This is a genomic window from Curtobacterium luteum, assembly GCF_001475545.1.
Taxonomy (GTDB): domain Bacteria; phylum Actinomycetota; class Actinomycetes; order Actinomycetales; family Microbacteriaceae; genus Curtobacterium; species Curtobacterium luteum_A.
The window spans coordinates 20,318-42,991 of record NZ_LDQC01000049.1; the positions used below are offsets into that span (position 1 = coordinate 20,318).

The 22,674-nt window shown below is 71.6% G+C and carries 17 protein-coding genes; 3 read left to right on the plus strand and 14 right to left on the minus strand.

Features of this window, described 5'->3' with window-relative positions:
- Positions 1–23 precede the first annotated feature (23 nt).
- Entirely contained in the window at positions 24–1,190 is a 1,167-nt protein-coding gene (locus NS184_RS09380) for a pyridoxal phosphate-dependent aminotransferase (RefSeq protein WP_058725896.1), read from the minus strand.
- 236 nt (positions 1,191–1,426) lie between these two features.
- On the opposite strand from NS184_RS09380, the gene rpsT reads away from it, so the two are divergent.
- Positions 1,427–1,687, plus strand: a complete 261-nt coding sequence (gene rpsT / locus NS184_RS09385) for a 30S ribosomal protein S20 (RefSeq protein ID WP_058725860.1) — start codon at positions 1,427–1,429, stop codon at positions 1,685–1,687.
- Positions 1,688–1,868: 181 nt separating this feature from the next.
- Here the strand turns inward: rpsT and holA are convergent, their stop codons facing one another.
- The 13 genes from holA to NS184_RS09445 all read right to left on the minus strand — a co-directional run bounded on the left by holA (position 1,869) and on the right by NS184_RS09445 (position 19,156).
- Positions 1,869–2,804, minus strand: a complete 936-nt coding sequence (holA, locus tag NS184_RS09390; RefSeq protein WP_193750439.1) for a DNA polymerase III subunit delta — start codon at positions 2,802–2,804, stop codon at positions 1,869–1,871.
- The gene (locus NS184_RS17430; RefSeq protein ID WP_083513585.1) at positions 2,713–5,478 is read right to left on the minus strand and encodes a ComEC/Rec2 family competence protein; all 2,766 of its coding nucleotides are present in this window, start codon (positions 5,476–5,478) and stop codon (positions 2,713–2,715) included. Before NS184_RS17430 ends, holA begins: the two co-directional genes overlap by 92 nt.
- Positions 5,471–6,229 carry a ComEA family DNA-binding protein gene (locus NS184_RS17435; RefSeq protein ID WP_083513586.1) on the minus strand — a complete coding sequence of 253 codons (759 nt, stop codon included), beginning with the start codon at positions 6,227–6,229 and terminating at the stop codon, positions 5,471–5,473. Before NS184_RS17435 ends, NS184_RS17430 begins: the two co-directional genes overlap by 8 nt.
- Positions 6,230–6,346: 117 nt before the next feature.
- Positions 6,347–8,902: a leucine--tRNA ligase gene (gene leuS, locus NS184_RS09400; RefSeq protein WP_058725862.1), complete on the minus strand. Its 2,556-nt coding sequence runs from the start codon at positions 8,900–8,902 to the stop codon at positions 6,347–6,349.
- An 85-nt stretch (positions 8,903–8,987) separates the two neighbouring features.
- Positions 8,988–10,676, minus strand: coding sequence for a thiol reductant ABC exporter subunit CydC (cydC, locus tag NS184_RS09405; protein WP_058725863.1), 1,689 nt, complete (start codon positions 10,674–10,676; stop codon positions 8,988–8,990).
- Complete coding sequence (cydD, locus tag NS184_RS09410; protein WP_058725864.1) at positions 10,673–12,322, minus strand: thiol reductant ABC exporter subunit CydD; 1,650 nt, start codon at positions 12,320–12,322, stop codon at positions 10,673–10,675. The genes cydC and cydD overlap by 4 nt, the downstream gene beginning before the upstream one ends.
- A gap of 59 nt (positions 12,323–12,381) precedes the next feature.
- Positions 12,382–13,386, minus strand: coding sequence for a cytochrome d ubiquinol oxidase subunit II (gene cydB, locus NS184_RS09415; protein WP_058725865.1), 1,005 nt, complete (start codon positions 13,384–13,386; stop codon positions 12,382–12,384).
- A 1-nt stretch (position 13,387) separates the two neighbouring features.
- Positions 13,388–14,800, minus strand: a complete 1,413-nt coding sequence (locus tag NS184_RS09420; RefSeq protein ID WP_058725866.1) for a cytochrome ubiquinol oxidase subunit I — start codon at positions 14,798–14,800, stop codon at positions 13,388–13,390.
- Positions 14,801–15,073: 273 nt separating this feature from the next.
- Positions 15,074–16,009, minus strand: a complete 936-nt coding sequence (locus NS184_RS09425; protein WP_058725867.1) for an ABC transporter substrate-binding protein — start codon at positions 16,007–16,009, stop codon at positions 15,074–15,076.
- Positions 16,006–16,746, minus strand: coding sequence for an ABC transporter permease (locus tag NS184_RS09430; protein WP_058725868.1), 741 nt, complete (start codon positions 16,744–16,746; stop codon positions 16,006–16,008). The genes NS184_RS09425 and NS184_RS09430 overlap by 4 nt, the downstream gene beginning before the upstream one ends.
- A complete protein-coding gene (locus NS184_RS09435) occupies positions 16,743–17,465 on the minus strand; it encodes an ABC transporter permease (protein ID WP_058725869.1) in 723 nt (240 codons plus the stop codon). The genes NS184_RS09430 and NS184_RS09435 overlap by 4 nt, the downstream gene beginning before the upstream one ends.
- Positions 17,462–18,328 carry an ABC transporter ATP-binding protein gene (locus tag NS184_RS09440; RefSeq protein ID WP_058725870.1) on the minus strand — a complete coding sequence of 289 codons (867 nt, stop codon included), beginning with the start codon at positions 18,326–18,328 and terminating at the stop codon, positions 17,462–17,464. The genes NS184_RS09435 and NS184_RS09440 overlap by 4 nt, the downstream gene beginning before the upstream one ends.
- A gap of 180 nt (positions 18,329–18,508) precedes the next feature.
- Positions 18,509–19,156, minus strand: coding sequence for a TetR/AcrR family transcriptional regulator (locus tag NS184_RS09445; protein ID WP_058725871.1), 648 nt, complete (start codon positions 19,154–19,156; stop codon positions 18,509–18,511).
- A 198-nt stretch (positions 19,157–19,354) separates the two neighbouring features.
- Between NS184_RS09445 and NS184_RS09450 the strand changes: the two genes are divergently transcribed.
- On the plus strand, positions 19,355–20,404 hold the full coding sequence (locus tag NS184_RS09450) for an App1 family protein (RefSeq protein WP_058725872.1): 1,050 nt from the start codon (positions 19,355–19,357) through the stop codon (positions 20,402–20,404).
- Between the two features lie 199 nt (positions 20,405–20,603).
- Positions 20,604–22,499, plus strand: coding sequence for a glycoside hydrolase family 15 protein (locus NS184_RS09455; protein ID WP_275935024.1), 1,896 nt, complete (start codon positions 20,604–20,606; stop codon positions 22,497–22,499).
- The last annotated feature ends 175 nt before the right edge of the window (positions 22,500–22,674 follow it).

The window sequence follows — 22,674 nt, forward strand, 5'->3', positions numbered from 1 at the left end:
TCGCGGCGGCTCGCGCCGTCTCGTCAGACGGTCGCCCTGGCCGGCGCAGGGAGCGCACCCAGGCCGCGTCGGAGGTCCTCCGCGGTGGCCGCCAGCGACACGCGGACCCACCCCTCGCCGGTGCGACCGAACGCGCTGCCCGGCGCCACGGCGACGTGCTCGCGGTGCAGCAGGGCGAGCGTCCACTCGGCGACGTCGCCGCCCGAGGCGTGCGAGACGTCGACCCAGAGGTAGAACGCGCCCCGTGGGTCGAGGTACCGGATGCCCACGGCGTCGAGGACCTCCTTCGCGACCTCGAGGTTCGCGCGGTAGTGCTCGCGGGCGTCCCGGACCGCCGAGTGGTCCCCGACGATCGCCGCGAGGGCCGCGTACTGGTCGGGCTCGGCGACGCAGCTGATCATCGCCTCCTGGGTGGTGCGCATCGTCGGGCCGAGGCCCTTCGGCGTCACGAGGTACCCCACCCGGACGCCCGTCATCGCGTACGTCTTGCTCAACGAGAACGCCGAGAACACCCGGTCGTCCTCGTCCAGCGCGGCGATGCTCACGTGCCGGGTGCCGTACGTGAAGTACTCGTAGACCTCGTCGCTGACGACCCAGAGGTCGTGCCGCTTCGCGAGTGCCAGGAGATCGCGGAGCGTCTCCTCGCCGAAGACCGAGCCGAGCGGGTTCGACGGCGAGTTGACGATGATCGCCCTGGTGCGCTCGGTGATGCTCGCCTCCAGCGCCGCGAGGTCCGGCTCGAAGCCGTGCTGCGGCGTCAGCTGGTACGGCACCGGTACCGCGCCGAGGATGTGCGCGTTCATCGTGAACGTCGTGTAGCCGGGGTCCGGCACGAGGACCTCGTCGCCCGGGCTGAGCACGAGCGTCATCGCCTGGAACAGCGCCTGCGTCGCGCCGATCGTCATCCAGACCTGCTCGAGGTCGACCTCGATGCGGTTCTCACGGAGCAGCTTCTCCCTGATCGCCTGACGGAGCGGAGCGATCCCGCCGTTGGGTGTGTAGTCCGTGCGGTCCTCCGTCCAGGCGCGGCGCGCGGCTTCGCCGATGTGCGGCGCGACCGGGACGTCGGGCTCGCCGATCACGAGCATCGTGACGTCCGTGCCGTCCGCGCGGAGCAGTGCGGCCTGCTCGAAGACCCTCCGGATGCCGGAGGCGGGGACGGTGTCGATGCGTGGTGCGAGGGACGGCATGACCGCCACGGTAGCGACCGCGTGTTGCCGGGCGGTTTCGGCCCGTTCGGGTGCCGTGTCGTTCCGGCGACCCGGCTCCGGTTCACGGCCTGTCGAGCTTTGGTCGGCAGCCCCGCGCCTGGTAGTGTTGGTGGCTGGCTTCCGCGTTCCCCGCCCACGGGTGGAACGCGATGCGACCAAGGGCCCCTCTACCCAGCGGTCGCGACCACCCGTAGAGACGAACAGGAGCAACACGCATGGCGAACATCAAGTCGCAGATCAAGCGGATCAAGACCAACCTCAAGGCCACCGAGCGGAACAAGGCGTACCGTTCGGAGCTCAAGACGTACATCCGCCACACCAACGAGGCGATCGCCTCGGGCGACAAGGACAAGGCCGTCGCGGCCCTGGCCCTCGCGTCGAAGAAGCTCGACAAGGCCGTGAGCAAGGGCGTCATCCACAAGAACCAGGCCGCGAACCGCAAGTCGGCCATCGCGAAGAAGGTCTCCGCTCTCTGAGCGTGACTCCCTGCACGAAGGCCCCGCACCGTTCGGTGCGGGGCCTTCGTCGTTCCCGGGGTGCAAGGCCGGGCTGACGGAACGCGCGCGCTTCGACGTTGCAGGGGTTGCTCGACGGCTGGTTCGTCGAACCGGTGTCGCTGGGATCGTCGGCGGACACGGACGCCCGGACGGCCAACGCTCAGCGGTCCTCGCCGCGCCGGGCGATGGTGCGGACCATGACCTCGAGTGCGTAGTGGGCGTCGCGCGAGCCGCCCTTCACCGCCGTGTCCGCAGCCGCGATGCTGAGGATCGCGTTCGCCAGCCCGGCCTCGCTCCACCCCGCGACGTCCCGCTGCGCACGCTGCACCTGCCACGGCGCCATCCCGAGCGCAGACGCAGCCTGCCCGCTCGACCCGCGGAACGCACTGACCTTCGCCATCGTCCGGATCTTGCTCGCGAACGCTGCGACGATCGGCACGGGTGCCTCACCCGTGGCGAGCGCGTGCCGGAGCTCCACGATCGCGGGCGCCGAACGGCCGGCGAGGGCGATGTCCGCCACCTTGAAGGCGTTCGTCTCGACGCGGCCGCCGTAGTACTTGTCGACCACCTTGTCGGTGATCTCCTCGGCGGAGTCGGCGAGGAGCTGGCGGCACGCCGCCGCGAGCTCGGCGAGGTCGTCAGCGAAGGCCGCCACGAGCGTGCGGACCGCCGACGGGGCGATCTTGCGGCGGGCGGCCCGGAACTCCGCGTTGACGAAGTCGACACGGTCGGTCTCGCGCTTGAGCTCGTCGCACTGCACCTCGACGCCCCCGCCGACGCCGCTGCGGATCGTGTCGAGCAGCTTCTTGCCGCGCATGCCACCGCCGTGCCGGAGCACGAGGGTGACGTCGTCCGCCGGGCCTTCGAGGTAGGCGATCGTCTCCGTGATGAAGGCGTCGGTGCACTTCTCGACGTTGGTCACCCGCACGAGGCGGGGTTCGCCGAACAACGACGGACTGGCGAGCGTCGCCAGGAGCCCCGGGGCGTACTGGTCGGCCTCGAGGTCATGGATCTCGAGTGCCGGGTCCTCGCCGACGAGCAGGTCGCGCAGCACGCTGATCGCGCGGTCTGCCAGGAACGCCTCCGGCCCGGTCACGAGCACGACGGGCGCCGGTCGGACGCCCGACCACGGGACCTGATCGATCTTCGCGGCAGCGCGCGCGGGCTTCCTGGCGGGCATGCGGTCCTTCCGGTGCTGCGATCGGCGGTGCGCCGCTCGCGCTGACGATCCTACGGCCGACCGGCGACGCCGGACGTCGACCGGCGACGCCGGAGGTCGACCGGCGACGCCGGAGGTCGACCGGCGACGTCGGAAGTCGACCGGCGACGCCGGAGGGCGGTCGGCGATGCCGGCAGCCGACCCGCGACGCCGGAGGTCGGCCGACGGACGCGCGGTCCGACGACGGACTCGGCGCCCCCGACGACCGCTCGGTCCACACGCGCGGCCCGTCCGCTCCCGGCGCCAGGACGACCGAGCCGTGGACGTCCGTGCGGTAGACGACGGTCCCGGTCGCAGCGAGCAGGTCGAGCGTCCGACGGGTCGGATGGCCGTACGAGTTGTCGGCACCGACCCCGATCAGGGCCACGGGCGCCCGGATCGCCCGGTAGAGCCCGGCGTCCTGGTCGGCCGAACCGTGGTGCGACACCTTCACGACGTCGACCGGCTCGAGACCTCCCCCGCCGCTGCGGGACGACGTCCGCATCCGCCGCTGCGCGGACTCGCCGAGGTCTCCGAGCAGCAGCGCGGACGGGCCCGGGGTGTCGCCGTCCCTCGGCCCGACGCGCAGGACGATGCTCGCGTCGTTCCCGGACTCGGTCGCCGTCGGCAGCGGCCAGACGACGTCGAGGAGGAGGCGCCCGAGGCCGACGGACGTCCCGGCGGCGGCGCGGAGCACGTCGGCACCGCCCTGTCGGAGCCCCTGCACCACACGGTCGTCGGCGGGACGGCCGACCGGGCCGACGAGCGCCGTCGTCACGGAGCCCGCGACCTCGGGCACCGCTCCGACGTGGTCGCGGTCGAAGTGCGTCAGCACGAGCAGGGCGATCCGGTCGACCCGCAACAGGCGGAGACAGGCGCGCAGGAGCTCGGGCTCGTCGCCGGTGTCGACCAGCGCGACCGCCGTGCCGGAACGCAGCAGCACGGCGTCACCCTGGCCCACGTCGCACGCGGCGACGGTCCAGTCAGCGGGGACGCTCCCCCGTACGACGAGCCGTGGCACACCGATCGCCCCGACGCCGACGACCAGGACCACGGCCGACGCGAGCAACAGCCGGACGCGGACCGACGTCCCGACGAACACCGCCACGGCGACGCCCCCGCACACCACCACCGCGAGGAGCACCCCGGACGGGCCCGACGGCCACGGCGCCGAGGCACCGGGGAACGTCGAGGCCGTCCGAGCGACGTGACCGACGACGCTCGCCGGCACCCACGCCACGCCCGCGACGACCGCTGCTCCGCCCGGCCACACCGGCGCGACCAGGCACGATGCGAGGCCCAGGACGGTGACGACCGGAGCCAGCGGCTCCGCCAGCAGGTTCGCCGGCACACCGTAGGTCTGCAGGTGCGGTGCGAGCAGGATCGTGACCGGCCAGCACGCCACCTGCGCCGCCACGGGCACCGCGACCGCCGCCGCCACCGGAGGCCAGACCCGCCGGGCGAGCAGCGCCGTCAGCGGTGGCGCGAGGACCACGATCCCGGAGGTGGCGAGCACGGACAGGGCGAAGGCGAACGACCTCGAGTACCACGGGTCGATGGTCAGCATGCCCACGACGGCGAGGGCGATGAGCGGAACGCCACGGACCGGACGCCCCGACAGGTGCACCACGAGCACCACGACCGCCATCACGGTCGCGCGGACGATCGACGGATCGGGCCGCACCAGCACGACGAAGGCGAGCAGGAAGCCCACGGCGACGGCCGCCCGCACGACCCGGGGCAGCCCGAGCGCACGTCCGAGCAGGACCACGAGGCCGACGATCACGGCGCAGTTCGCCCCGGACACTGCGGTCAGGTGGGTGAGCGCGGTCGTCTCCATCGCGGCCTCGGTGGCCGGGTCGAGCCCGCTCCGATCGCCGATCGCCATGCCTCGCAGCAGCGCGGCCCCGGGTTCGGGGAGGTCCGCGGTGACGGCGACGAAGGCCTGCCTCGAACGGTCGGTCGCAGCGAGCAGGCCGGTTGGTGGGTCCACCCGCACCGAGCCGCGCAGGAACACGACGAACGCGGTCGGCGATCCGGGATCGTCCTGCTCGACCGACGCCGTCGCGTGGACCGTGCTGCCGGCCGCGAGTCGCCCCGGCGCGCTGGCGTCACCGTCAGGGACCAGACGGACCGGGACGTGGAGCGCCGTCACGCCGTCTGCTGCGGTCAGCGCCCCCGTCACCGACCGCGCACCCCGTTCGAGGTCACGGTCGATCGTCACCTGCACGGCACTCCGACCGCCTGGGTCGGTCAGGACGCCAGGCGACCGACGCTCCTGGCCGACGGCGACCGCGACCGAGACCAGGGCGACGAGCAGGGCGGTCGTCACGACGATGGTCACCACGGCCGCGAGCGACACGGCTCCGCCACCCCCGATGCCCCTGACGAACAGGAGCACGATCCCGACGGCCGCGACCATGCCCGCGGCGACCACCACGAGGACCGCCCGGTCCGGACTCCCGACGAGGACGGCCGACGCTCCCCAGGCGGACACCGCGGGGACCGCGATGCGCAGGTCCGCGACCCGCGCGCCGACCGTTCGTCCGACACGGGTGATGCCGTCAGACACGGACGCGGTCCCGCAGGTCCGCGAACTTCGCGTCACCGATGCCGCTGACGTCGAGGAGGTCCTCCACCGAGCCGAACCGCCCGTGTTCCGCACGCCAGGCGATGATCCGTGCCGCGAGTGCCGGACCGATCCCCGGCAGGGTCTCGAGCGCGTCGGCGTCGGCGCTGTTCAGGTCGACCGCACTGTCCGCGGCGCCGGTGCCGCCGGCTCCCGAGCTGGCTCCACCGCCCGTCGCACCGCTCTCCGCACCGACACCCGGCGCGATCTCCGGCGGCGGGTCGTCCTCGCCCACGCGTGGCACGTACACCCGTTCACCGTCGACGACGGGACGGGCGAGGTTGAGGCGCCCGAGGTCGGCGTCGCGAGCGGCGCCGCCGGCCCGCTCCACGGCGGCGGCGACCCGACTGCCCGCAGGCAGGCTGACGATGCCCGCATCTGCCACCGCCCCGGCGACGTGCACGACGACCACCGACGCCGACGCCGACGACGCACCCACCGACGCGGCGCCCGACGACCCGGTCGGACCCGGTGAGGCTGACGCCGGGTCCTCCGTCGCCCCGCTCACCACGACCTCGGTCGGTCCCGGTCCCCCACCCGCACCGCCGCCGCCGAGGACGACGACGGCCAGCGCGACCGCGGCGACCACCCCGGCGAGCAGCACCGCCGCCCGGGGTGTCAACGCGAGGCGCGACGACCACGAGCCCGACGATGACGAAGGACCCGACGATGGAGGACCCGGCGACGAAGACATGCCGGAACGGTACGGAGCCCGGCCGTCCGGCCGGGCTCCGTCAGTGCCACCGGTGGAGAACCCGACCGGTACGCCCCGCAGTGCAGGAACGCGTGCGGAACCGCGTGCAGCCCCGCGCTACCCCTTGATCGCGATGTTCACCAGCTTCGGCGCCCGCACGATCACCTTCACGATCTCCCGGTCCCCGATGTAGCGCTGCACGTTCGCCGACCCCCGCGCGAGCGACTCCAGCTCGGACGGCTCGATCGACTTCGAGACCTCGAACGAGTCGCGCACCTTGCCGTTCACCTGCACGACCGCCGTCAGGGTGTCCTGCACGAGCAGCGTCGGGTCGGCCTTCCGCCACCCGTACGTGGCGACCGTGGGCTCGTAACCCAGCTTCTCCCACATCTCCTCGCCGACGTACGGCGCGAACACGGCGAGGCCGAGCGTGATCGTCTCGACGGCCTCGCGCACGGCGGGGTCGCCGGCGCCGGGGCCGCTGTCGATCGCCTTGCGCGTCACGTTCACGAGGTCCATGAGCCGCGCGATCACGACGTTGAACTTGAACGACTCCATGAGCCCGGGGGCGTCGGCGAGGAACCGGTGCGTCACCTGACGGAGTGCCCGGTCGCCGTCGGCCCACACGACGTCCTTCGACGAGGTGACGTCGAGCGCGAGCCGGTACGCGCGGGCCAGGAAGCGTGCGGACGCCGACGGGGAGACGTCCTCCCAGTTGATGTCGTCCTCCGGCGGTCCGGCGAAGCCCATCACCAGACGGATCGCGTCGACGCCGTTCGCGTCGAGCTCGTCACCGAGGGACACACCGCCCTTCGACTTCGACATCTTCGAGCCGCCGGACAGCACCATGCCCTGGTTGAGCAGCGCTGTGAAGGGCTCGGTGAAGTCGAGGTAGCCGAGGTCGAACAGGACCTTCGTCACGAAGCGCGCGTAGAGCAGGTGCAGGATCGCGTGCTCGATGCCGCCGATGTACTGGTCGACCGGCGCCCACTTCCGCGCGGTCGCGGGGTCGAACGCCTGCGTGTCGTCGTTCGCCGCGAGGAAGCGCAGGAAGTACCACGACGAGTCGACGAAGGTGTCCATCGTGTCGGTGTCGCGCGTCGCCGGGGTGCCGTCGACGGGGTTCGGGACGTTCACCCAGTCGGTCGCTCCACCGAGCGGCGAGGTGCCCTTCGGCTTGAGGTCGAGCCCCTCCGTGGACGGCAGGCGGACCGGCAGCTCGTCCATCGGCACCGGGTGCTCGGTGCCGTCGGCGCCGTGGATGATCGGGATCGGGGTGCCCCAGAAGCGCTGACGGGAGATGAGCCAGTCGCGCAGGCGGTAGGTCTTGGCCGCACGGCCGGTCCCGCGCTCCTCGAGCAGGCGGATCGCCGCGGTGATGGCGTGCTGCTTCGACATGCCGTCGAGCGGCCCGGAGTTGATCATCCGACCGGTGCCGGTCAGGGCTTCGCCGGTCGACACCGGGTCGAGCGCCGGCAGGTCCTCCAGCGTCGCGCCGTCCGGGATCACCGGGATCGCGCCGGTCACCGGTGCGTTCGTGTCCACCACGACCTTCACGGGCAGGTCGAACGCCCGGGCGAAGTCGAGGTCGCGCTGGTCGTGCGCGGGCACGGCCATGACGGCGCCGTGGCCGTAGTCGGCGAGGACGTAGTCGGCGGCCCAGATCGGCAGTCGCTCCCCCGTCAGCGGGTGGATCGCGAAGCGGCCGAGCGGCACGCCGGTCTTCGGCCGGTCGGCGTTCTGCCGGTCGATCTCGGAGGTCTTCTGCGTGGCGACGAGGTAGGCGTCGAAGTCTGCTCGGACGTCAGCCGACACCGAGTCGTCGGCGACCAGCGCCGCGGCCAGGTCCGAGTCCGGCGCCACGACCAGGAACGTCACGCCGTGGATGGTGTCGGGGCGCGTGGTGAAGACCGTGACGGGCTCGTCGCGCCCCTCGATCACGAAGTCGACGTCGGCACCGACCGACCGGCCGATCCAGTTCCGCTGCTGCGCGATGACCTTCGCCGGCCAGCGCCCCTCGAGCTGGTTGAGGTCGTCGAGCAGCCGGTCCGCGTACTCCGTGATCTTGAAGTACCACTGCGTCAGCTTCTTCTTGACGACGACGGCACCGGAGCGGTCGGAGGTGCCGTCGGGCAGCACCTGCTCGTTCGCGAGCACGGTCTGGTCCACCGGGTCCCAGTTGACCCAGCTGTCCTTCCGGTAGGCCAGGCCCTTCTCGTACATCTTGAGGAACAGCCACTGGTTCCACTTGTAGTACTCCGGGTCCGAGGTGTGGATCTCGGTCGTCCAGTCGAAGGACGGCGCGTACCGCTTGAACGAGGCCTTCTGCTGCTCGATGTTCGCGTAGGTCCACTCCTTCGGGTCGACGCCGCGCTTGATCGCCGCGTTCTCCGCGGGCAGACCGAAGGAGTCCCAGCCGATGGGGTGCAGCACGTTGAACCCCTGCTGCCGCCAGTAGCGCGCGACGAAGTCGCCGAGCGCCCAGTTCTCGGCGTGCCCCATGTGCAGGTCGCCGGACGGGTACGGGAACATCTCGAGGATGTACTTGCGCGGCCGGGTGTCGTCGAGGTCCGTGGTGAAGAGCCCGAGCTCTTCCCAGCGGGGCTGCCACTTCTCCTGGAGACGACGGAAGTCGTAGGCGTTCGGGTCCTCGGCGTACTGCTCGGTGGTCACGGTCAACAAGGGTACAAGGCCTGGAGGCTCGGCCCGGCCCCGAGACGTCCCCGCCGGCCCGCCAGGTGGCGGCTGAGCAGCCGCGTCACGCGGCGACGAGCCGCCCGGCCCGCATCCGCACGGTCCGGTCGACGAGGTCGGCCGGCACCGGGACGTGCGACACGATGACGACGGTCCGTCCGGCCCGCCGCGCCGCGCCGACGAGGTCGCGCAGCAGGGCGTCCGCCAGGTCGGGGTCGATGTCGGCCGTCGGTTCGTCCAGCACGAGCACCGGGAAGGCGTGCAGGAGCGCCCGCGCGAGCGCGAGCCGGTGCGCCTGGCCGCCGGAGACGAGCACGCCGCGCTCCCCCACGCCCGCGTCGAGCCCGCCGCGTCCGGCGACCCACGATCCGAGGCCGACGCGGTCGAGCACGTCGAGCAGCTCGGCGTCGGTCGCGGTGTCGCGCGCGAAGAGCAGGTTCTGCCGGACCGACTGGTCGAAGACGAACGGGTCCTGCTCGATGAGCCCGATGCGCGCACGGACCGCGTCGGGGTGCATGTCCTTCGCCGGCACGCCGTCGATCGTGAAGGATCCCCGGTGGTCGACGAACCGCACGAGCGCGTCGACGAGCGTGCTCTTGCCCGCGCCGCTCGGCCCCTCGAGGACGACGACCTCGCCGGGCAGCAGGTCGAGCGACACCTCGGACACGGCGTCGACGCTCGCGCCCGGCCAGCGCACCGACACATCCCGGAGGGACACCGTCACGGGCCCGTCGACCACGAGCGAGGCAGGGTCGGCGGCTGCGGAGGGCTCCGGCACGATGCCGTCCGGCACGGTCGCGGGCACCACCTGCTCCACGCGGTCCGCCGCCGCCCGGACCCGTCGGAGGGTCAGGACCGCCAGCGGGACGCCGCCAACGACCTCGAAGAGGGCGAGCGGCACGAACACCGCGAGCGCCCACAGCGGCCCGTCGAGCGCCCCGGAGACCACGGCGGGCGCCCCGACCGCGAGGATGCCGACGACTGCGCCGCCGCCGATCAACCCGACGAGCGCACCGACGAGCGACTCGACGGCGCCGCGGCGCCGCACCGCCGCGGTGACCCGGGCGTCGAGCTGCGCGATGTGGTCGAGCCGTTCGTCGAGCGTGCCGTACGCGGTGAACACGTCGAGGGTGCGGACGGTGTCGAGCACGAGGTCCGCGACCCGACCCCGCTCCGCAGCCGTTCGCTCGTCGGAGCGCCGGGCGACCGCGGCGGTCACGACCGAACCGACGAGCGCTGCGACCCCGAGCGCGAGCAGCAGCACGACCGCGGCCGGTACCGACACGAGCGCGACCGCGACCACCGAGAGCACGGCGACGACCCCGGCGGAGACGAGCGGCCCGACGACCCGGATCGGCAGGTCCTGCAGCCGGTCGGTGTCGGTGACGAGTCGGGTGAGGAGGTCGCCACGTCCGGTGGCCCCGAGCCCGGCCGGCGCGACCGACGACAACCGGCGGTACATCTCCGTGCGCACGACCGCGAGTTGCCGGAACGACGCGTCGTGCCCGGCGAGCCGGTCGACGTAGCGGAGCGCGGCACGGCCGAGCGCGAACGCGCGCACCCCGACCATGACGAGCGTCAGGTACAGGATCGGCGGGTGCTCTGCCGCCCGCGTGATGAGGTAGCCGCTCGCGGCGAGCAGCGCGACCGCGCACAGTGCGCTGAGCGCGCCGGCTGCCACGGCCTTGCCCCAACCGGCCCCGCGCGGCATGGCGAGCCGCAGGACGGACGTGGGTCGGGCCTCCCGGCTCATGCTCGTGCCCCGCTCGTCACGGCGACCGACGTGGAGCCGACGTCGACCCGGACGTCCGCCGCTGCCAGGACGGCCGGTCGGTGGCTGGCGACGACCACGACGCGGCCGTCGGCAGCGAGCCGCCGGATGGTGGCCACGACGCGCGCCTCGGCGTCCGCGTCGAGCGCGGAGGTCGGCTCGTCGAGCAGAACGAGCGGCGTGTCAGCGCGGGCGACGCGGTACAGGGCGCGCGCGACGGCGACGCGCTGCGCCTGCCCGCCGGAGAGGCCGGCGCCGCCGGATCCGACCGGGAGGCCGGGGTCGAGTCCCAGCCCCGCCGCACCGAGCGCGGCCGCCACGGCCGGCGCGTCAGGGGTCGCGCTGAGCGCGACGTTCTCCGCGATCGTCCCGCGGACCAGACGCGGGCGCTGGTCCGCCCAGGTCGTGCGCTCCGCTGCGGTGCTGCCGGCCGAGCCGGGCACCGTCACGGTCCCCTCGTGCGGGAGTGCACCGCGGACGGCGGCGATGATGCTCGACTTGCCGGAGCCACTGGGTCCGGAGAGCGCGACGACCGTGCCGGGCGCGGCCCGGAGGTCGATCGGCCCGATGACGACGTCAGGACGGTGGATCGTCAGCCCGTCGAGGACGAGGGCGGTCGCTCCCGTTGCGGCGACCGCGGGTGCGCGGTGCCCGTCGCCGGTCGTGTCGTCGTCGAGGACGTCGAGGACCGACGCCGCGGCCTCGACGCCGTCCTGCGCAGCGTGGAAGTCGGCGCCGACCTGTCGGATCGGTGCGAACGCCTCCGGGGCGAGGACGAGCACGAACATCGCGGCCCCGAGGCCGAGCGACCCGTCGACGAGCCGGACGCCGATCGACACGGCGACGAGTGCGACCGCGAGGCTCGCCGCGAGCTCGAGGGCGAAGCCGCTGACGAACGAGAGCCGGAGGACGCCGATCGTCTGCTTCCGGTAGGCATCCGTGAGCTTCCCGATCCGGCCGACCTGGCGCCGCGCCCGTCCGAAGACCTTGAGCGTTGCGAGGCCCTCGACCGCCTCGGTGAAGGCGCCGCCGAGGCTCGCGAGGGCGTCCGACTGCTTCCGCTGCAGCGCCTGCGTCGCAAGGCCGATGAGGATCATGAACACCGGGATGACCGGCAGGGCGCACAGCACGATGAGCCCGCTCGTGAGGTCGCCGACGCCGATCGCCACGAGCAGCGCCGGGGTCGCGACGGCCGTGAGCGCGAGCTGCGGCAGGTAGCGACCGAAGTAGGCGTCGAGGGCGTCGAGGCCCGGCCCGAGCGTCGTCGCGAACCCGGCGCTGGACCGCTCGGCCAGCCACTCCGGACCGCGCTCGGCCGCCCGGGTGAGGACGGTCGCACGCAGCTCGCTCTTCACGCGCGCCGCAGCCCGGGCGGCGAGGTCGTCGGTGGCCCACGCCGCGACGGCCCGCACGACGAACGCACCGCCGAGCAGGCCGAGCGCCTGGGCGAACGTCGCGGGGAGCGCGCCGTCGCGGACCGCATCGACCCCGATGGTGACGGCCGCGGCGATGCCCCAGGCGATCGCGATCGTCGCCAGGGTCCGGAGCAGCCCGGTGCCCGCGGCCGCGACGATGAAGCCGCGCGCCGTGCGCGACAGTCGCAGCAGTCGCGGGTCGAGCGGCTTCACGAGCGTCCTCCTGGTCTGGGTTCTTCGTCCGGGTCGGCGTGCTTCGCCCGGGTTGCCGGCTAGTGGGCAGCCTGGACGATGTGGGCCCGGGAGACGCGCTTGCGGAAGACCCAGTAGGTCCAGGCCTGGTACGCGAGCACGAGCGGCACGAAGATCAGCGCCACCCAGCTCATCACGGTCAACGTGTACTGCCCGCTGGAGGCGTTGACCACGGTCAGGCTGTTGGCCGGGTCGTTCGACGCGGGCATCACGTTCGGGAAGATCGCGGTGAACATCGCCAGGACGACCGCCGCAATCGTGACCGCCATGAGCGTGAACGCGCGCCCCTCCTTGCCCCACGCGTTGCACAGGACCGCGAGGACGAGTGCCAGTGCCGCCACCACGGAGAGCACGAGGCTCGCCGGGGTCGCCCGGACGAACGCCATCGCGACGAGGAACGCCGCGCCGACGACGATCGTGACGACGCCCGCACGGGTCGCGAGTCGCTTCGCACGGACCCGGATCTCGCCCTCGGTCTTGAGCGCGACGAACACGGCGCCGTGCGTGAAGAACACCATCAGGGTCGCGAGGCCGGTGAGCAGCGCGAACGGGTTGAGCAGGTCGAACAGCGTGCCCGTGTAGTTGTGTCCGGCGTCCATCGGGATGCCGCGGACGACGTTGCCGAACGCGACGCCCCAGAGGAACGACGGCACGGCGCTGCCGACGATGATCATCAGGTCGAAGCGGCGCTTCCACTCGGCGTGCTTGTTCTGGTGGCGGTACTCGAAGGAGACGCCGCGGGCGATGAGCGCCGCGAGGATGAGCAGCAGCGCCAGGTAGAACCCGGAGAACATCGTGGCGTACCACTCGGGGAACGCCGCGAACAGGCAGGCACCGGCGACGATGACCCACGTCTCGTTGAGGTCCCAGACGGGGCCGATCGTGTTGATGAGCACCCGGCGGTCAGTGTCGTCCTTGCCGAGGAACGGCAGGGACATCCCGACACCGAAGTCGAACCCGTCGAGGACGAAGTACCCGACGAAGAACAGGGCGACGATCGCGAACCAGAGAACAGGCAGGTCCATCTCAGTACACCGTCACTTCGTGCTTGACCTCACCGGTCTCCGCGTCGACCTCCGCCGGGGCGGCGGGGCCCTCCTGTGCGACCTTCTTGATGAGCCGGAACTCGACCACCGCCAGGGCGCCGTAGATGAGCGTGAACACGATCAGCGAGATCAGGACCTCGAGCCCGGTCACGTTCGGCGAGACACCGTCGGCGGTCTTGAGCAGCCCGAAGACCAACCACGGCTGACGGCCCATCTCGGTGAAGATCCAGCCCATGATCATCGCGGCCATCGGCAGCGGCATCGCCCAGGTCGCGACGCGCCAGACCCAGCGCTGCTGCGGGAAGCGCCCCTTGCGGGTCAGCCAGAGCCCGACGAGCGACACCAGGACGGCACCCACGCCGAGGGCGATCATCCAGCGGAACGCCCAGTACGTGACCCAGATGATCGGCTTGTAGTCGCCGGCGCCGTACACCTGCGAGTACTGCGCCTGGAGGTCGTTGATGCCCTCGACCGTGCCGTTGAACGTGTGGGTCGAGAGGAACGACAGCAGGTACGGGATGCGGATCGAGAACAGCTCGTGCACCCCGTCCGGCGTCCCGAGCGTGAAGATCGAGAACGAGGCGTCCTTGCCGGTCGAGGTGTTGTACAGCGCCTCGGCCGCGGCCATCTTCATCGGCTGGGTGTCGACCATCGTCAGGCCGAGCTGGTCGCCGGTGAGGACCGTGAGCGCCCCGGACGCCAGCATCGTCCACATGCCGAACTTCAGCGCCGGCATCATCGTCTCGAGGTTCTGGTTGCGGGCGAGGTGCCACGCGGCGACCGCGATGATCACCGACGCGGCGACCATGAACGCGCCGAACAGCGTGTGCGGGAAGGCCGCGAGGGCGACCTTGTTGGTCAGCACGGCCCAGATGTCGGTGAGCTCGGCGCGACCCTTGGCCTCGTTGATCGCATAGCCGACCGGGTGCTGCATGAACGCGTTCGCCGCGAGGATGAAGTACGCCGACAGCATCGTGCCGATGCTCACGCACCAGATGGTCGCGAGGTGCACCTTCTTCGGCAGGCGGTCCCAGCCGAAGATCCAGAGGCCGATGAACGCCGCCTCGAAGAAGAACGCCAGGATGCCCTCGAGCGCGAGCGGCGAACCGAACACGTCACCGACGAACCGCGAGTAGTTCGACCAGTTCATGCCGAACTGGAACTCCTGGACGATGCCGGTGACGACGCCCATCGCGAAGTTGATGAGGAAGATGCGCCCGAAGAACCGGGTGAGCTGCAGGTAGTGCGCCCGCCCCGTCCGGACCCACGCGGTCTGGAACACGGCGACGACCACGGCCATGCCGATGGTCAGGGGCACGAAGAGGAAGTGGTAGATCGTCGTCAGACCGAACTGCCACCGCGACAGGACGAGCGGATCGAGGATGTCGTTCATGCGGCGTTTCCGAGCCGGGTCGCCGCGCGCTGTTGGTGCACGTCAGTTGCTTCCTGTGGAGGGGGAACTTCTGGTGTCACAGGCCGTTGGGACACCTCCACGCTACCGTCCGGACACCTGCTTCGACAAGTTGTAGAACAGCGCTTTGCACGAATGTGCAGGAGAACTGCACGGCACGGTTGTGCCGAACAAGCGTGCTGTGACGCCGTCGGACAGAACGACGACAGGCGCCGGGCCGAAGCCCGACGCCTGTCGTCGATCCGTACCGCGGTGTCAGAGCAGACCGTTGTCCTGCAGGAACGCCTTGGCGACCGAAGCGGCCGACTTCTGGTCGACCGAGTTCTGCTTGTTGAGGTCGATCAGGGCCTCTTGGGTGAGCTTGTCGTTCACCTTCTCGATGGCGTCGGCGGCCTTCGAGTCGAGGTCCTTCGAGACGATCGGCGTGACGTTGTTCGCCGGCACGAGGTGCTCCGGGTCCTCGAGGGTGACGAGCTTCTCGGTCTTGATGCTCGCGCTGGCCGAGTAGATGTCCGCGACCTGCGACTGGCCACTCGTGATCGCCTTGATCGTGAGCGGACCACCGGAGTCGTTCTGTGCGTTGACCTCACCGGTGATGCCGTACTTGGCCTTGAGCCCCTTCGGGCCGTACGCGGCGGTCGCGAACTCGGGGTTCGCGGCGATCGAGATCGTCCCGCCGATCTTCTTGAGGTCCTCGATGGACTTCAGGTCGTACTTGTCCGCGAGCTCCTGCGTGACGGTGTACGTGTCGGCGTCGGAGGCGTCAGCCGACGGCAGCGCCTTGACGTCCGACGGCAGAGCGTCGGAGAGGGCGGAGTTGATGCCGTCCGTCGTGGTCTCGGTCGTCGTGTCCTTGCCGTCCTCCTGCAGGAGGAAGTTGAGGAGGTTGCCGTTGTACTCGGGGAAGACGTTGATGCTCCCCTTCTCGATCTCCGGCCAGTACGCCTTGCGCTGGCCGATGTTGAGCTGGCGCTTCACGGTGAACCCCTCGTGCTCGAGCTCCTGCGCGTAGAGCTCCGCGATGATCTCGTTCGAGGGGTAGGCCTGCGAGCCGACGGTGATGGTCTTGGAGGACCCGCCGTCCGAGCCGGAGGACAGCGGGTCGCTCGAGGAGCAGCCCGCGAGGGCGATGGCCGCCGCGGACGCGACCGCGATGGTCGCGGCGAGGCGCCGGGTCGTTGCTGTGATCACGGGGTGGTTCCTTCCACAGGGGTTTGTGCTCGGCTGCCCGAGCGACGGGTGCTCCGACGCGCATCACCCGACGCGCCCGCGGAGACACCCGCGGGCACGGCGAGCCGCTGCAGCGCGGCGAAGACGATCTCGGAGACGATGGCGAGGGCGATCACGAGGAGCGATCCCCCGAGGACCTCGACGTAGTCGGAGTTGGCGAGGCCCGAAAAGGCGTATCCGCCCAGACCACCGGAGTTGATGTACGCGGCGAGCGTTGCCGTCGCGATGACCTGCAGCACCGCCGCGCGGATGCCGCCGACGATCAGCGGCAGTGCGAGCGGGATCTCGACCCGCCCGAGGACCTGCCAAGCCGTCATGCCCTGGGCACGTGCGGCGTCGATGGTCACGCGGTCGATGGCTTCGACCCCGGAGTAGGTGCCGGCGAGGATCGACGGGATCGCGAGGATGACGAGCGAGATGATCGGCGCCTCGAGTCCCAACCCGATCCACAGCGCCAGCAACGTGAGCACACCGAGGGTCGGGAGCGCGCGGATCCCGCCCGAGATGCCGACCGCGAGCGAACGGCCCTTGCCGGTGTGCCCGATCACGAGGCCGAGCGGCACGGCGATCACGATGGCGATGAGGACGGTGACGAAGGTGATCCCGAGGTGCTCGCCGAGCCGGACCAGGATCGCGTTCGACCCGGTGTTGTTCTCGGGCGCGAAGATCCACGCGACGCCCTGTGCGAAGAGGTTCATGCTGACGCCCCCTCGGTGCGGACCTCACGCACGGCGGCGCGCCGCACGGACCGGGCCGCACGGCCGGGGCCTCGGGTCCAGGGCATGACCAGACGGCCGAGCAGGACGAGCAGCCCGTCGATGACGAGCGCCAGCACGATGGTGAGGACGATGCCGGTGATGATCTCGACGCTGATGCCGCGCTTGAGGCCGTCGGTCAACAGGAAGCCGAGGTTCGGCACGCCGAGCAGCGCACCGACGGTGACCAGGCTCACGGTGGACACCGCGACGACCCGGATGCCGGCGAGCAGCACCGGTCCGGACAGCGGCAGCTCGACGCGGAAGAACCGCTGCGCGGGCGAGTAGCCCAGTGCCTCGGACGCCCTGACCACCTCGACGTCGACGGCGTCGATGGCGTCGGCCGCCGACCGCGCCATGAGCGCGATGCCGTAGACGGTGAGCGCGATGACGACGTTGACCGGATCGAGGATGCTCGTCCCGAGGATGGCCGGCAGCGCGAGGAAGAACGGGAACGACGGGATCGCGTACAGCAGGCTCGCGACGACGACGATCGTGGATCCGGTCGCGTGCGCGGCACCGCGTCGGCGACGCAGCCGGGACACGAGCAGGCCGATCGGCACCGAGAGCAGGAAGCTGATGACGATCGGCGGGATGGACAACCAGACGTGGGCGATCAGGTTCGAGGTGATCGTGTCGAGGTTGCCCTGGATCCAGTTCACCGCTCGCCCTCGGACTGCGGCACGGCGGCCGCTGCGTCCACCACCTGGACGGGTCCGGTCAGGACCCCGGCAGCGCGCCCGTCACCGTCGACGACGATCGGCCCGGTCGGCGTCTGCTCGACCCGGAGGGCACGACGACCGCGACCGGCCCCGATGAAGTTCGCGACGAAGTCGTCCGCGGGCTCGGCGAGGATCTCGGCCGGGGTGCCCTGCTGCGCGATCTCGCCGCCCTTCTTGAGGATGACGACCTGGTCGCCGAGCTTGAACGCCTCGTCGATGTCGTGCGTGACGAACACCACGGTCTTGCCGAGCTCGCGCTGGAGCCGGATGAGCTCGTCCTGGAGGTCGTTCCGCACGAGGGGGTCGACGGCACCGAACGGCTCGTCCATGAGCAGGATGTTCGGGTCGACCGCGAGCCCGCGCGCGACGCCGACGCGCTGCTGCTGCCCGCCGGAGAGCTGTGACGGGTACCGGTTCGCGAACGCTCGGTCGAGCCCGACGGTGTCCATCAGTTCGAGGGCACGCTCGCGTGCCTTCGCCTTGGGCACGCCGGTCAGGAGCGGCACGGTCGCGATGTTGTCGACGACCCGCCGGTGCGGGAGGAGCCCGGCGTTCTGCATCACGTAGCCGATGCGACGGCGGAGCTGCACGGGGTCGACGGTGGCGACGTCCTCGCCGTCGATGGACACCGATCCCGAGGTCGGATCGACCATGCGGTTGATCATCCGGAGGAGCGTCGTCTTGCCGCAGCCGCTCGACCCGACGAAGACCGTGGTGGTCCGGGAGGGGATGACGAGGTTGAAGTCCTCGACCGCGGTGGTGCCGTCCGGGTACGTCTTGCGTACCGAGCGGAACTCGATCATGGGTGCCCTTCTGTTCGGAGGTAGCCCGACTCCGCACGAGAGTACCCGCGAGGACCGACACGGGTTCCGTCGTGACGCCCCGTGTCGCATGAGGGACAGCGACACCGGCCGGAGCACGGACGCGCCGACGCCCGCGACTCCTCTTCGGAGCGCGGGCGTCGTCGGATGGGCGGACGCGGCTCAGGCGTCGCGGAGGACCGTCTCGAGGTAGCTGTGCGTCATCGCGCGGTACGCCTCGACCAGGGCCTGGTCGGGGTGGTCGCGGTCGACGTGCGCCCGGGCGAGCACGGCGTGGCCCGACTCGGCGAGGACCGTCCACGCACGGTCGACCGCCTCGCCCGCGGGCAGGTCGAACCGCTCGCGCATGACCTGGCTGACGGCGCCCCCGAGCGCTGCCATCCGGTCGTCGTCGTTGCCAGTGCCGGCGTCGGCGGTGTCGCCGAAACCGATCGCACGGAAGCCCGGCTCGGTCCGGTACATCTCGGCGGTCATGTCGATGAGGGCGTCGCACCCGGCCTTCCAGTCGGTCGCGCCGCTGGACTCGAGCGCGTCGACGAAACGCGCGGCGAGACGCTGGGTGCACCGGATGGCCAGGGCCTCGACCACGGCGATCCGGTCCGGGAAGTAGCGGTAGACAGTGCCGATGGACGCCCCGGCGCGCTCGGCGACCATGGCCGTGGTCAGGCGCTCGAACCCGATCTCGTCGATGACCGCGGCAGCGGCGTCGAGGAGACCGGCGAGGCGCGCCGAACTGCGGGCTTGGACCGGCTCGTTCCTGAGCAGTGATGATCCCCCCGGCAGTGCGTTCGAAACCTCGGTGACGAGCACGTGTACTCCTTCTCGCGTCCTCGACGCGCTCCCCGCGTGGTCGCCCGCGCGGTGCGTTGTGTTTCACCGTCCACACGACAGTGCACGGTGGTGTCCGGGCAATGTTCGCAGACTTCGTCTGGAACTCGGCTGCGACTCTCCCGGACGAGGATGAGCAACCTCGGGTCCTGCGTCGCCCCGGCGTGGAATGATGGGGCGATGCCCGACCCGACTCCCCACGAGCCGTCGCTGGCCGAGCCGATCCTCCACCGCGCGGCGCGCATCGAGGACGCCGTGCAGGAGTTCCGCGAGCAGCGCGCCCGTCGACGCGGGCTCGTCCCCACGGTGATCCCCTACACCGGCTACGGCGCTCCGGGGTGGGTCCGTGTCCTCGCGCGGGTGCTCCTCACCCGGCGCGGGCTCGCCTCCGACGCGTCGTACATCGGGGTGCGCGGGTGGCGCAGCTTCACGAGCGTCGCGGTCGACTCGGCCGAGGTCACGATCACGGCCGGTGGCCGCAGCCACGTCGTGCAGTCGGACCGCGGCGGCGTGGTCGACGCCATCGTCCCGATCGACCTCGAGCCCGGGTGGCGCACGATCGAGCTCTCCGCGGGCGGCCACCGCGCCGTCCAGGCCGACGTGTTCGTGGTGCACCCGGACACCCGCTTCGGGCTGCTCTCCGACATCGACGACACCGTGATGGTGACGAGCCTCCCCCGCCCGATGCTCGCGGCGTGGAACTCGTTCGTCCTGACCGAGCACGCCCGGCGTCCGGTGCCGGGCATGTCGGTGCTGTACGAACGCGTGCTGGCGCAGCACCCCGGCGCCCCGACGGTCTACCTGTCCACGGGTGCGTGGAACGTCGCGCCGACCCTCCAGCGGTTCCTCACCCGGAACATGTACCCGACCGGCACCCTGTTGCTGACGGACTGGGGGCCGACGCACGACCGCTTCTTCCGGAGCGGCCAGTTGCACAAGCAGGAGAACCTCCGTCGCCTGGCCCGGGACTTCCCGGACGTGCAGTGGTTGCTGGTCGGCGACGACGGCCAGCACGACGAGTCGCTGTACGGCGAGTTCTCGCGGGAGCACCCCGACAACGTCGCCGCGGTGGCGATCCGGCAGCTCTCCACGAGTGAGGCGGTCCTCGCGGGTGGTCGCTCCAAGGCGCAGGAGCGGTCACGTGACTCGGCGGCACCGTGGGTGTTCGCTCCGGACGGCGCCGGACTCTGGACCGAGCTGCAGCGCGTCGGGGTCGTCGAGCCCGAGTGACCCGCGGCCCGGCGCGCCGAGCCGGACCGACCCGCGTCCCAGCGCGGCCGAACCAGACCGACCCGCGGCCCAGCGCGGCCGAGCCAGACCGCCCCGCGGCCGAGCCCGACCGACCCGCGTCCCAGCGCGGCCGAACCAGACCGACCCGCGTCCCAGCGCACCCGGCTGAGCACCTCCTCAGCGCAGCGTCCGTCGGGCGGTGGCGTGGTTCGATCGGGGCATGCACTCTGCTCGCATCGAGGACCACGCCCTGATCGGCGACACGTACACCGCGGCGCTCGTCACCCGGGACGGCACGGTCGACTGGGCCTGCCTCCCCCGGTTCGACAGCCCGTCCACCTTCGCGGCGCTGCTCGGGTCGGCCGAGCACGGCGGCTGGTCGCTCCGTCCGACCGATCCGGAAGCGACCGTCCACCGCCGCTACGTCGGTGACTCCCTCGTCCTCTCGACGGTGTGGACGACGAGCACCGGCGTCGTCGAGGTCACGGACTTCATGCCGATGGGCGCGCACCGGGCCTCGATCGTGCGACGCGTGCGCGGGCTGCGGGGCGAGGTCGAGGTCGAGCAGGTCCTGACGATCCGGTTCGACTACGCCAGGGCCATGCCGTGGGTGCGGCAGATCGGTGGCGACGAGGCCCCGGCGCTCCTCGCCACCGCCGGACCCGGGTCGGTCGTCGTGCGCGGCCCGCGCTTCCGCTCGCACGACCGCCACCACCGGGCGACCGCGACCGTGCGCGACGGTGAGGTCCTCGACACGGTGCTCACCTGGTACCCGTCGCACCGCGAGCCGCCGGAGCCCCTCGACGTGACAGCGGCGCTGCACCGGACCACCCGCTGGTGGGAGGACTGGATGACCCCGGTCCGCACCCACGGCCGGTACGTCGACGCGACACGGCGGTCCCTGCTCCTGCTCCGTGCGATGACCCACGGCGAGACCGGCGGCGTCGTGGCGGCCGCGACCACGAGCCTCCCGGAGGACCCGGGCGGCGAACGCAACTGGGACTACCGCTACGTGTGGCTGCGCGACGCCTCGCTCGCCCTCGCCTCGCTCATCGCGCACGGGTACCGGGACGAGGCCGCGCACTGGCGCGGCTGGCTTCTCCGCGCGATCGCGGGCGACCCGGCCGACGTGCAGATCATGTACGGCGTCGCGGGCGAGCGCGACCTGCCCGAACGGACGCTCGACGAGCTGCCCGGGTACGCGCACTCGACGCCGGTCCGGATCGGCAACGGGGCGTACACCCAGTACCAGGGCGACGTGTTCGGCGAGGTCCTCGCAGCCCTGCACGACGCACGCGAGCTCGGGGTGGAGGAGAACGCGGACTCGTGGGCGCTCCAGCGGGCACTGCTCGGCTACGTCGAGGAGCACTGGCAGGAGCCGGACAACGGCATCTGGGAGATGCGGGGACCCCGACGCCACTTCACGCACTCGCGCGCGATGATCTGGGCGGCGTTCGACCGCGGCGTCGCTGCCGTCGAAGAGTTCGGACTCGAGGGCCCCATCGACCGCTGGCGCACGCTCCGCGAGCAGGTGCGCGCCGAGATCGAGGAGCACGGCTGGAACCCGGAGCGGAACAGCTACCGGCAGCACTACGACACGGACGAGGTCGACGCGAGCCTGCTCGTGCTGCCGCAGATCGGCTACGTGCCGGCCGACGACCCGCGCATGACGGGCACGGTCGCCGCGATCGAGCACGACCTCCGCACCGGCGAGGACGGACTGGTGCTCCGGTACCGCACCGAGGCCGGGTTCGACGGGTTGTCCGGCAGCGAGCACCCCTTCCTGGCGTGCTCGTTCTGGCTCGTCGAGCAGTACGCCGCATCCGGCCGGATCGAGGACGCCGAACGCCTCATGGACGTCTTGGTCGGCTTCGCGAACGACGTCGGCATGCTCTCGGAGGAGATCGACGTCGCGACCGGGCACCACATCGGCAACACCCCGCAGGCGCTGTCACACCTGACGCTCGTCTCGGCGGCGGACGCCATCGCGCGCGCTCGCGGCGCGTCGGCAGGGCACCGGACGCGGCTCGCCGTCCACGACGGCGGCACCCGCTCCTGGACCGGCGAGGGCGAGCGCGCCGGCACCGCGTCCTGAAGCCGAACCGTCGGCCAGTCGCGCCGGGTCTGGCTGGTGCTTCCGCGCATGGCTGGTGCTTCCGCGCGTGGCTGGTCCTTCCGCGCGTGGCTGGTGTTTCCGCGCGTGGCTGGTCAACCGGATCCACCAGGTACGCCTGTTTCCCCGAGCCACGTCACCTGGCATGGGAAAGAAC